Below are 10,692 nucleotides of genomic sequence, written 5' to 3'. Positions count from 1 at the left end.
CCGCGCGAGGACACCCAGCCCGCGTAGACGCTGACCTGGGTGTCGTAGGAGCGGTAGGCGCTCTGCACCGCCAGCGAGAGGCCGGCCTCGGAGCGGGCGGCGGCGAAGAGCGGGACGAGGGCGTCCGCGGTCGCCTGGCGCATCAGCTGCCGGTTGACGTAGGGCACGTCGGGGAAGGTCAGGTCGGCGGGGACGTAGTCGACCGGCGCGAGCGTCCGCAGCTTGTTGACGACGACCCAGGTGCTCGCCGGGTCGTCGACGGACTGCGCGGTGAGGTCGATCCCGGAGGCGGTGGGAGTGGGAGTGGGAGTGGCGGTCGGCACCGCCGTGGGCGTCGAGGTGGTCGCGGCCGCGGAGGGCGACGGAGCGGGCGGCGCCGTCGAGGGGGTCGGCGAGGGCGCCGGCGCTCCGTTCCCGATGGCGGCTCCGACCCCCAGCGCGGTCAGGCCCGCCGCGGCGGCCACACCCCCGATGACCAGGGCTCGGCGGCCGACGGGGCGCCCATCGGTCGGCTCGTTCTCGTTCGACGTCATCCTCCGAGCCTAGACAGACCCGTTCCTGCGCATCTGCTGAAGCACCGGCGATCGGTTCTGTCCACCCGTGCCCCTCCACGCGGGTCGCGCATATCCTCTAAGGATTCACATAAGCAGACCCCCTAGCTTGAGTGACAGCCACGACTCCGCGTGCGACCGCCCCCTCGGCTGCACGGCCCCCCACGGAGCCGTCGATGGAAGGACCCCATGCTCCGACCCCTCACCGCACCCTCCGTCCCTCTCGCCGCCCTCGCTCGGACGCTCGAGATCGGCGACGAGGGCGGCCTGACGGCCGAGATCAGCGGAGTGACGCTGATCGCCTCCGACGTCGAGCCCGGTGACCTCTTCGTCGCCCTGCCCGGGGTCAACCGCCACGGGGCCGAGTTCGTCGAGCAGGCCGTGGCCCGCGGCGCCTCCGCCGTGCTGACCAACGCCGCGGGCGCCGACGCCGCGCGCGCGACCGGTCTGCCCGTCCTCGTGGTCGACGACCCCCGCTCCCGCCTGGGCGCCGTCGCCGCCGCCGTCTACGGGACGGCCGAGCGCTCCCCCGTGCTGCTCGGCGTGACCGGCACCAACGGCAAGACGTCGACCGTCCACATGCTCGAGGGGATCCTCCGCCAGCTCGGCGTCGTGCCCGGCCTCAGCTCGACCGCGGAGCGCCACATCGGCGACACCTCGGTGACCAGCGGCCTGACCACCCCGGAGGCGACGGAGCTGCACGCGCTCGTCGCCCGCATGGAGGAGGAGGGCGTCGGCGCGGCCGCGATCGAGGTCAGCGCCCAGGCGCTCACCCGCCACCGCGTCGACGGCGTGGTCTTCGACGTCGCCGGCTTCACGAACCTCAGCCACGACCACCTCGACGACTACGGCGACATGGACACCTACTTCGGCGAGAAGGCCCAGCTGTTCCAGCCCGATCGCGCGCGCCGGGCCGTCGTCTCGCTCGACTCCCCCGCGGGCGCGCGCCTCGTCGAGGTCGCCGGCGTGCCGGTCACCACGATCACCTCCCTCCCGGGCGTCGACGCCGACTGGACCATGACGGTGCTCGAGCAGGAGTTCGGCCGCACCCGCTTCCGGATCGGCAACCGCGAGGGCCGTGCCATCACGACCTCCGTCCCGATCATCGGCACCCACATGGCCGCCAACGCCGGACTGGCGATCGTGATGCTGATCGAGTCCGGTCGGCCGATCGGCGAGATCCGCGCCGCGCTGCACCGCGACGGCGGAGTGGACGCCTCCCTCCCCGGCCGCACCGAGCGCGTCTCCGGCGACCGCGGCCCCACGGTGTACGTCGACTTCGGACACAGCGCCGACGCCTTCGCCCGCACCCTGGAGGCCGTCCGCGAGGTCACTCCCGGCCGCGTGGTCATGGTGTTCGGCGCCGACGGCGACCGGGACGCGCTCAAGCGCCCGGCCATGGCCGAAGCCGCCGTCCTGGGCAGCGACGTGCTGGTCGTGACCGACCACCACCCGCGCTTCGAGGACCCGGCCTCGATCCGGCGCACCCTCGTGGAGGCCGCCCGCGCCGCACGTCCGGACGCCGAGATCCACGAGGTCGACGACCCCAAGCGCGCCATCCGCGTCGCCGTGTCCCTGGCGCACGAGGGCGACGCCATCCTCTGGGCCGGCCCCGGGCACCAGAACTACCGCGACATCCTCGGCGTGCGCACGCCGTACTCGGCCCGAGCCGAGGCCCGCGCAGCGCTCCGCGAGGCCGGCTGGGCGGACGAGGCGGTCCCCGCTCCGGCCTGACGCACGGCCCCGGCACGGCGGCCCTGAGATCCCGTTCAGGCTCGCCGGACGCTCTGTCGCGCTCTCCGCACGCGGTGTAACTTTGCGCAGCACGCAACGTTTGCGGCGGATCGCCGTGCCTGGACGCGTCCGCCAGACAAGGGGACCACCGTGGCCGACTCCGCCTCCACTCCATCCGCTCCGACCTCGACGCCGTCCGGCGCCGTGATGTCGCACCGGCAGATCCTGTTCGTCATCTTCGGCCTGATGGCGGGGATGTTCCTCTCCTCGCTCGACCAGACCATCGTCGGCACCTCGATGCGCACCATCGCGGACGACCTCGACGGCCTCTCGCAGCAGGCGTGGGTGACCACCGCCTACCTGATCGTCTCGACGATCGCGACGCCGATCTACGGCAAGCTCTCCGACATCTTCGGACGCCGCCCGCTCTACCTGATCGCGATCGTGCTGTTCCTGATCGGCTCGACGCTCGCCGGCTTCTCGACCTCGATGCTCGGCCTCGCGGGCTTCCGCGCCGTGCAGGGCCTGGGCGCCGGCGGACTCATGTCGCTCGCGCTCACGGTGATGGGCGACATCCTGCCCCCGCGCGAGCGCGCCAAGTACCAGGGCTACTTCCTGGCCGTCTTCGGGATCTCCAGCGTCGTCGGACCGCTCATCGGCGGCCTGCTCGCCGGCACCCCCGAGATCCTCTTCATCACCGGCTGGCGCTGGGTCTTCCTGATCAACCTCCCGATCGGCGCCGTCGCGCTCTTCATCGTCGTGCGGTTCCTCCACCTGCCCAAGCCCGCCGGCAAGCGCTCGGTGCGGATCGACTGGTGGGGCGCCTCCCTCGTCGTCATCGCCGCGGGACCGCTGCTGCTGATCGCCGAGCAGGGCCGCGAGTGGGGCTGGGGCTCGCCGATCGCGTGGGTCTGCTACATCGTCGGCGCGCTGGGCGTCATCGGCTTCATCGCGGCCGAGCGGATGATGGGCGACGACGCGCTCATCCCCCTCAAGCTCTTCCGCTCGCCGACCTTCTCGATGGCGACCGTGCTGGGCGTCCTCGTCGGCTTCGGCATGTTCGGCGGCATGATGGCGATCCCGCTGTACCTGCAGCTGGTGAACGGCGCCACGCCGACCGAGTCCGGCTTCCTGATGCTGCCGATGATCCTCGGCCTGATGATCGCCTCGATCGTCTCGGGTCAGATCATCTCGCGCACGGGCCGCTACCGCGCCTTCCCGATCGTCGGCACGTTCCTGATGTCGGCCGCGTTCTTCTATTTCACCTTCGTGACGATCGACAAGCCGGTGATCTTCATGATGGGCGGGATGCTGATGCTGGGCCTCGGGCTCGGGCAGATGATGCAGACCCTCACCCTGGCCTCGCAGAACTCGGTCGACGTGGCGAACATGGGAGTCGCGACCAGCGCCTCCACGTTCTTCCGCCAGATCGGCGGCACCCTGGGCACCGCCGTGATCTTCTCGGTGCTGTTCAGCCGGATCCCCGACACCATCGCCGCGGCCTTCAAGAACCCGGCGCTCGCGGCGGATCTGCAGCGGGCCGTCACCGATCCGGCCGTCGCCGCGGACCCGGCCAACGCCGGGATCCTGAAGCTGCTGCAGTCGCAGGACACCGCCGCGATCGGCTCGGCGCTCGACGGGGACACGTCGTTCCTGAACACCGCGGACCGCGCCCTGTCGGCCCCGTTCCTGACCGGGTTCAACGACGCGACCGTGACCGTGTTCCAGGTCGCGCTGGGCGTGGTCCTGCTGGCCTTCGTGCTCTCGTGGTTCCTCAGGACCCCGCCGCTGCGCGCGAAGTCGGCCATGCAGGAGGCGCACGACCTCGCGGCCGAGAACAGCGCGGAGGAGCTGCGCCGCACGGTCCCGCAGCTGGCCGCGCGCGCCGGGGCCGACCTGGCCGCGGGCAGCATCGAGCCGGAAGTCCGGACGGACTCGATCCGCACCGCTCCTCCCCGCGACGGGCACGGCGCCCACCGGGCCTGATCGGGAAGCGCCGACCGGCCCGCGTCCTGCGCTCCGCTCCTCTCCTCCGAGGCGCCGCCTCCGCCGCCCGGACACCGCCCTCACCGCGGTGTCCGGCCGGGGAGGCGGCGCCTCGCGGTCGTCCGGGGCGCGGTGTCCCGCGTTCCGGGGCGAGAGAGCGCTCCACCGGGGCTCTAGGATGGTCGGACCGCTGCCGAAGGAGTCCGCAATGAGCGCCGCCCCCACCCCCTCCCCCGCGACCCCGAGCCTCTCGGAGCAGATCGCCCGCGTCGACCGGCTCGCCGTCCGCGACTGGCCCGCCGGCTTCCTCTGGGGATCCGCGACCGCCGCCGCCCAGATCGAGGGCGCCGGCCACGAGGGCGGCAAGGAGGACAGCATCTGGGACGCGTTCTCCCGCGTCCCCGGAGCGGTCGCGAAGGGCGACACCCCCGAGGTCGCGGTGGACCACTACCACCGGATGCCCGCGGACGTGCGGCTGATGAAGGAGCTGGGGCTCGGCTCCTACCGCTTCTCGGTCAGCTGGGCGCGCGTCAAGCCGGGCGACCGCGCGGTGAACCCCGAGGGCCTCGACTTCTACTCCCGCCTGGTCGACGAGCTGCTCGGCGCCGGCGTGCTGCCGTGGCTCACCCTCTACCACTGGGACCTCCCGCAGGCCGTCGAGGAGACCGGCGGCTGGGCGAACCGCGACACCGCCGAGCGCTTCCGGGACTACGCCGAGGCCGTCTACGAGAGCCTCGGCGACCGGGTGCAGCACTGGACGACGTTCAACGAGCCGTTCTGCTCGACCCTGCTCTCCTACGGCGCGGGCGTGCACGCCCCCGGCGTGATCTCGCAGCAGAAGGCCCTCGCCGCCGTGCACCACACGCACCTAGCCCACGGGCTGGCCGTCTCGACGCTCCGGCAGCTCGGAGCGCAGAACCTGGGCATCACGCTCAACCTCTCGAACGCCGTCCCCGACGACCCCGAGGACGAGGCCGACCTCGACGCCGCACGCCGCTTCGACGCGCTCCAGAACCGGATCTTCCTCGACCCGCTGCTGCGCGGCGAGTACCCCGAGGACCTGCTCGAGGACGTCGAAGGGCTCGGGCTCGACGAGCTGATCGTCGACGGCGACCTCGACCTCATCTCGCTCCCGCTCGACTTCCTCGGCGTGAACCACTACCACGACGACAACGTCTCGGCGCATCCGCTGCCGGCCGGAGCCGACGACTTCGCCCAGGCGACCGACCGCGAGGTCGGCTCCCCCTGGGTCGGCTCCGAGTTCATCACCTTCCCGTCGCGCGGTCTGCCGCGCACCGCGATGGACTGGGAGGTGAACCCCGACGGGCTGCGCTACCTGCTGACCCGCCTGGGCCTGGAGTACGAGAACCTCCCTCCGCTCTACGTGACCGAGAACGGCGCCGCCTACGACGACGTCGTCGAGGACGGCCGCGTGCACGACGCGGACCGCACGCAGTACGTGCTCGACCACGTCGAGAAGGTCGCCGACGCGATCGACCAGGGCGCCGACGTCCGCGGCTACTTCGTCTGGTCCCTCCTCGACAACTACGAGTGGGCCTGGGGCTACGAGAAGCGCTTCGGCATCGTGCGCGTCGACTACGACACGCAGGAGCGGATCGTGAAGGACTCGGGCCTGGTCTACTCCCGACTGCTCGGCGGCAGCGCCGCGGCGATCCTGGACTGACCCGTGAGCGAGCCGACGGGCGTCCGCGGCGGGGGCCGCTCCCCCACCCTCGAGATGGTCGCGGCGCGGGCCGGAGTCTCGCGCGCGACGGTCTCGCGGGTGGTCAACGGCGCCCCGCAGGTGGCGGCCGAGATCGTGGCCGCCGTGGAGAAGGCGATCGGCGAGCTCGACTACGTGCCCAATCACGCGGCGCGGATGCTCGCCTCGCGGCGCACGCAGTCGATCGCGCTGATCGTGCCGGAGTCGACCGCGCGCGTCTTCGCGGACCCGTTCTTCGCCTCGATCGTGCAGGGCGCCGCGATGCGCCTGGCCGACACGGACTACACGCTCTCGATGCTGATCGCGTCCGAGACGGACGGCGAGAAGACGCGGCGGTACCTGCTCGGCGGCAATGTCGACGGCGCGCTCGTGGTCTCGCACCACTCCGGCGACCACTCCTACGCGGCGCTCTCGGGCACGCTGCCGATCGTCTTCGGCGGCCGGCCGCTCTCGCCGGACGAGCGCGGCTCCTACTTCGTCGACGTGGACAACACGGAGGGGGCGGCCGTCGCCACCGCGCACCTGATCGAGCGCGGCCGGCGCCGGATCGCCACCATCGCGGGCCCCGCCGACATGCCGCCGGGCGTCGACCGCCTGATCGGCTGGCGCGGCGCACTCACCGACGCCGGCCTCGCCGACGACCTCGTCGAGTGGGGAGACTTCTCGCCGGCCAGCGGCACCGAGGCGATGCGCCGCCTCCTCGCCCGCGACCCCGACCTGGACGGCGTCTTCGCCGCGAACGACCAGATGGCGGTCGGCGCCTACGCCGCCCTCCGCGAGGCCGGCCGCCGGATCCCCGAGGACGTGTCCGTCGTGGGCTTCGACGACGATCTCTTCGCGCGGAACGCCGTCCCCGCGCTGACCACGGTGCGCCAGCTCCCCGACGAGCTCGGCGCCCGCATGGTGGAGCTGCTGACCGCCCGCATCGAGGGGCTCCCCGTGGAGCACCGCACGCTGATGCCGACGTCGCTGGTCATCCGCGCCAGCAGCTGACGCCGGCCCGCGAGTACGCAGTAGTCGTCGCAGTCGACGCCGAGTGCGACGACTCCTGGACAGTCGGAGAACTCCGCGTGCTCGATCGGATGCGGACGGGCGAACGGATCCGGACGGTGAGGCGGACGCGGGCGGCGGGGCGGGGATGGACGAGCGGGTCGATCCGTCGACGGGGTGCGTCACGGTCGCCAGCCGTGGGCCACGAGAGCGGCACGGAGCTCGGCGATCGTGCGCGCCCTGCCCCGGGTCAGACCCTCCGCGCGGACGACCACGACGATCCAGCCCGCGAGGTGCAGGGCCAGGAGCCGTTCACGATCGCGTGAGAACTGCGCGTCGTCCGTCCGGTGCTGGCCGCCGTCGTACTCCGCCACCACCTTCCACCGTTCGAAGACCAGATCGCCGACCGCGAGCAGTCGGCCGCCGATCCTGATCTCGGCGTTCACGTCGGGCGCGGGCAGTCCCGCCTCCTCGACGAGAGCGCGGAGCCAGGTCTCCCTCCGCGAGGCGGCTCCGGTCGATGCCAGCCGCAGAGCCTCAGCCAGGCCGCGTCGGCCCCGGCCCCGATGGGAGGCCAGGCGGTCCTGCAGCTCGTGAAGCCGGACATGGGGACGCGGATCGTCCCGGCGCGGGTAGCGCGGCTCGAACAGGAGGTGGTCCGTCGCCGCGAGGAGATCGCGGGCGGACAGCAGTGGGGCGAGCGCGATCCACGTCGACACCGCTCCCGTCACCGGCAGGCCGTGCCGCTCGACCCTGTCCGTCTCCGTGAGGGTGTGGCCGATCACACCCCGGGTCCTGGGGGCCGGTGCGGCGTCGTCGCCGCCACGTGGATCGGATCGTCCTCGCCGGGTCGCGCCGGGAGCGGCACTCCCCAGGCTTCGGCCGCGGTCAGGTGGGAGAAGAGCTGCCAGGGCCGCAGCCGCGGCAGGTAGGCGGCGGCTCGTTCCAGGTGCGTCACGGGCGCCACCCGGGTGCGCACTCCGTGGAAGGGGCTGGCCAGGGCGGGAGTGCGCAGTCGGGCGTCCGTCACCCCTGCGCGGAGTGCCGCTCGCCGGGTGAAGGCTCCGAGGTCGGTGCTGGACATGCCGCGATTCTGGCGGTCCGTGATCCTCGTCCGACTCCCGCGATCCGCATTCTGTGGACGAACCCCTGATCCCGCACCTGGGGAGGCGCGCCTCCCACCACGACTGTCCAGGAGTTGTCGCAGTCGGCGTCGAGTGCGACAACTCCTGGACAGTCGGAGCGATCGATGTCGAGTGCGACACCTTCTGGACAGTGGGAGCGACCGACCTCGACACGTCTGAGGAGTCGAGAGGGCCCGCGTCAGAGGAAGAGCGGCGCCGGGTCGAGGGCGGCGAAGCGGCGGCGCATGACGGCGACCGCGTCGGCGTGCTCGTCGACGAGGACGAAGCGGCGGCCGAGAGCATGCGCGACGGCACCGGTCGTGCCGGAGCCGGCGAAGAAGTCGAGGACGGCGTCGCCCTCGCGGCTGGACGCCTGCACGATGCGGCGGAGGATCCCCTCCGGCTTCTGCGTCGGGTACCCGGTCTTCTCGCGGCCGGTCGGCGAGACGATCGTGTGCCACCACACGTCGGTCGGCCGCTTGCCGCGCTCGGCCTTCTCGGGGGTCACCAGGCCCGGGGCCATGTACGGCTCGCGGTCCACGGCGGCGGAGTCGAAGTGGTAGCCGCGCGGGTCCTTCACGTAGACGAGGATCGTGTCGTGCTTGGTCGGCCAGCGGCGCGTGGCCTTCGCTCCGTAGTCGTAGGCCCAGATGATCTCGTTGAGGAAGCACTCGCGGCCGAAGAGCGCGTCGAGCAGCACCTTCGCGTAGTGCGCCTCGCGGTAGTCGAGGTGGAGGTAGAGGGTGCCGTCGTCGGCGAGGAGCCGCCACGCCTCGGCCAGACGCGGCTCGAGGAACGACCAGTAGTCGTCGAAGCGGTCGTCGTAGCGGAGCAGGTCGCCGCGGATCCGCTCGTAGCTGCGCCCCTTGAAGCCGGCGATCGTGCCGGTGGTGGAGCGCACCGAGGTGGTCGAGGTCCGCACCTGCGCCCGGCCCGTGTTGAACGGCGGGTCGAGGTAGACGACGGTGAAGGCCCCGTCGGCCAGCTGCGGCAGGACCTCGAGATTGTCGGCGTGGAACACCGCGCTCCGCGACTCCGGGACGCCGTCCGCGATCTGGATCGTCCTGGGCACCCGGCAATTGTGCCAGTGCGCGCGAGCCCGGCGACACGCTCCGCGCCTCGCGCCCGCGCTCGACGGGTGCCGGGAGGCTCCGGCGTAGAGTGGCGCGATGATCTCCGAGGTGCGCCACGACGAGGACTCGTCCCGCTACACGCTCTGGCTCGACGGCGAGACCGTCGGAGTCGCGGACTACGCCGTCCGCGGCCGCGACGTGGTCTTCCTCCACACCGAGATCGCGCCCGAGCACCGCCACGAGGGCCTCGGCGAGACCCTCGTCGAGGCGGCCCTCGACGACGCGCACGAGCGCTTCGGCGGGCGCATCGTCCCGGCCTGCCCGTTCGTCGCCGAGTTCATCGCCGAGCACCCGGACTACCAGGAGCTCCTCGCGAGCTGAGGGGCGCCCGCCGGACCGGTCCGCCGCGTTCCGCTCCGGGGCCACACGCCGACGACCGCCGCCCCGGGCCCGCCGGTCAGGGGACGCGCCGCAGCCACTCCGGAGTCGAGTACTTCGTCCGCACCAGCTCCTCCGCCGCCGCGTACTCCTCCTCGGTCAGCGTCCCCGCCTCGCCGCCGTGCAGCTGCACGAAGGTCGCCTTCATGCGCTCGATGATCTCGGCGCGGCTGAGCCCGGTCTGGCTGCGCAGCGGGTCGACGCGCTTCACGGCGGAGGCGATGCCCTTGTCCGAGAGCTTCTCGCGGCCGATCCGCAGCACCTGCACCATCTTCTCGGCGTCGATGTCGTAGCTCATGGTCACGTGGTGGAGGACGGCGCCGGAGCCCAGGCGCTTCTGCGCGGCACCGCCGATCTTGCCCGAGGGCGAGGTGATGTCGTTGAGCGGCTGGTAGACCGCGTCGATCCCGAGCGACTGCAGCGCGCTGACGGCCCACTCGTCGAGGAAGGCGTAGGAGTCGGCGAAGGTCAGCCCCTGGACGAGGTCGCCGGGGACGTAGAGCGAGTACGTGACGACGCTGCCCGCCTCCATGAACATCGCGCCGCCGCCCGAGATGCGGCGGACCACGTCGACGCCGTACTTCGCCGCGTTGTCGAGGTCGACCTCGTTGCGGAGCGACTGGAAGCTGCCGATGACGACGGCGGGCTGGTCCCACTCCCAGATCCGCAGCGTCGGCTCCCGGCGGCCCTCGCCGACCGCGGCGGTCAGCACCTCGTCGAGCGCCAGGTGGGTCGCGGGAGGGACGGCCCGGTCGTGCACGATGCGCCAGTCGTAGTCGCGCCAGCTGGTCGCCTTCTGCAGCGAGCGGCGGATCGCGACCGCGACGGCCTCGGGCGTGAAGCCGAGCAGGACCGCGTCGGCCGGGAGCGCCTGCCGGATGGCGGCGGCGATGGACTTCGCGTCCGTCTCGGCCGGGAGGCCCACGACCGCGCGATCGATGTCGTCGAGGGCCGTGTCGGGCTCGAGGAAGAAGTCGCCCGCCAGGCGGAACCCGGCGAACCTCCCGTCGACCACGTCGAGGTCGACGACCACGAGCTTTCCGCCGGGGACCTTGTACTCGCCATGCATGACG

The 10,692-nt window shown here is 72.4% G+C and carries 9 protein-coding genes and 1 pseudogene; 5 read left to right on the top strand and 5 right to left on the bottom strand.

All coding sequences use genetic code 11. From position 1 onward, the window contains the following. A pseudogene (locus C5C69_RS13600) lies at positions 1–533 on the bottom strand (D-alanyl-D-alanine carboxypeptidase family protein); the annotation flags it as partial. Between the two features lie 207 nt (positions 534–740). Between C5C69_RS13600 and C5C69_RS13595 the strand changes: the two are divergent. From C5C69_RS13595 to C5C69_RS13580, 4 genes are all read left to right on the top strand, one after another. Continuing rightward, positions 741–2,285, top strand: coding sequence for a Mur ligase family protein (locus C5C69_RS13595; protein ID WP_104234622.1), 1,545 nt, complete (start codon positions 741–743; stop codon positions 2,283–2,285). Between the two features lie 207 nt (positions 2,286–2,492). Then, positions 2,493–4,271 (top strand): MDR family MFS transporter, encoded by a 1,779-nt coding sequence (locus C5C69_RS13590; RefSeq protein WP_104258113.1) that lies wholly within the window; start codon positions 2,493–2,495, stop codon positions 4,269–4,271. A gap of 208 nt (positions 4,272–4,479) precedes the next feature. After that, positions 4,480–5,955, top strand: coding sequence for a GH1 family beta-glucosidase (locus C5C69_RS13585; protein ID WP_104258112.1), 1,476 nt, complete (start codon positions 4,480–4,482; stop codon positions 5,953–5,955). Positions 5,956–6,009: 54 nt separating this feature from the next. Next, positions 6,010–6,987 carry a LacI family DNA-binding transcriptional regulator gene (locus tag C5C69_RS13580; RefSeq protein ID WP_104233173.1) on the top strand — a complete coding sequence of 326 codons (978 nt, stop codon included), beginning with the start codon at positions 6,010–6,012 and terminating at the stop codon, positions 6,985–6,987. A gap of 179 nt (positions 6,988–7,166) precedes the next feature. On the opposite strand, the gene C5C69_RS13575 is transcribed toward C5C69_RS13580, so the two are convergent. The 3 genes from C5C69_RS13575 to C5C69_RS13565 all read right to left on the bottom strand — a co-directional run bounded on the left by C5C69_RS13575 (position 7,167) and on the right by C5C69_RS13565 (position 9,180). Then, positions 7,167–7,769: a hypothetical protein gene (locus tag C5C69_RS13575; protein WP_104258111.1), complete on the bottom strand. Its 603-nt coding sequence runs from the start codon at positions 7,767–7,769 to the stop codon at positions 7,167–7,169. Then, complete coding sequence (locus C5C69_RS13570; protein WP_104258110.1) at positions 7,766–8,068, bottom strand: hypothetical protein; 303 nt, start codon at positions 8,066–8,068, stop codon at positions 7,766–7,768. The genes C5C69_RS13575 and C5C69_RS13570 overlap by 4 nt, the downstream gene beginning before the upstream one ends. Before the next feature lie 239 nt (positions 8,069–8,307). After that, entirely contained in the window at positions 8,308–9,180 is an 873-nt protein-coding gene (locus tag C5C69_RS13565) for a site-specific DNA-methyltransferase (RefSeq protein ID WP_104225160.1), read from the bottom strand. A gap of 97 nt (positions 9,181–9,277) precedes the next feature. Here C5C69_RS13565 and C5C69_RS13560 point away from each other — a divergent pair, with 97 nt between their 5' ends. After that, positions 9,278–9,562, top strand: a complete 285-nt coding sequence (locus tag C5C69_RS13560; RefSeq protein ID WP_104233160.1) for a GNAT family N-acetyltransferase — start codon at positions 9,278–9,280, stop codon at positions 9,560–9,562. 76 nt (positions 9,563–9,638) lie between these two features. Here C5C69_RS13560 and C5C69_RS13555 read toward each other — a convergent pair whose 3' ends face one another. Then, complete coding sequence (locus tag C5C69_RS13555; protein ID WP_104225162.1) at positions 9,639–10,688, bottom strand: biotin/lipoate A/B protein ligase family protein; 1,050 nt, start codon at positions 10,686–10,688, stop codon at positions 9,639–9,641. Between the last annotated feature and the right edge of the window lie 4 nt (positions 10,689–10,692).

Origin of the sequence: Rathayibacter sp. AY1C7 (assembly GCF_002931865.1) — a bacterium.
Taxonomy (GTDB): domain Bacteria; phylum Actinomycetota; class Actinomycetes; order Actinomycetales; family Microbacteriaceae; genus Rathayibacter.
This window is presented reverse-complemented; position numbering and strand designations above follow the sequence as displayed.

Bases quoted from the DNA above. Each gene is read 5' to 3' on its own strand.
- C5C69_RS13560 (WP_104233160.1), top strand. From the start codon at position 9,278: ATGATCTCCGAGGTGCGCCACGACGAGGACTCGTCCCGCTACACGCTC.
- C5C69_RS13580 (WP_104233173.1), top strand. From the start codon at position 6,010: ATGGTCGCGGCGCGGGCCGGAGTCTCGCGCGCGACGGTCTCGCGGGTG.
- C5C69_RS13570 (WP_104258110.1), bottom strand. From the start codon at position 8,068: ATGTCCAGCACCGACCTCGGAGCCTTCACCCGGCGAGCGGCACTCCGC.
- C5C69_RS13585 (WP_104258112.1), top strand. From the start codon at position 4,480: ATGAGCGCCGCCCCCACCCCCTCCCCCGCGACCCCGAGCCTCTCGGAG.
- C5C69_RS13595 (WP_104234622.1), top strand. From the start codon at position 741: ATGCTCCGACCCCTCACCGCACCCTCCGTCCCTCTCGCCGCCCTCGCT.
- C5C69_RS13590 (WP_104258113.1), top strand. From the start codon at position 2,493: ATGTCGCACCGGCAGATCCTGTTCGTCATCTTCGGCCTGATGGCGGGG.
- C5C69_RS13555 (WP_104225162.1), bottom strand. From the start codon at position 10,688: ATGCATGGCGAGTACAAGGTCCCCGGCGGAAAGCTCGTGGTCGTCGAC.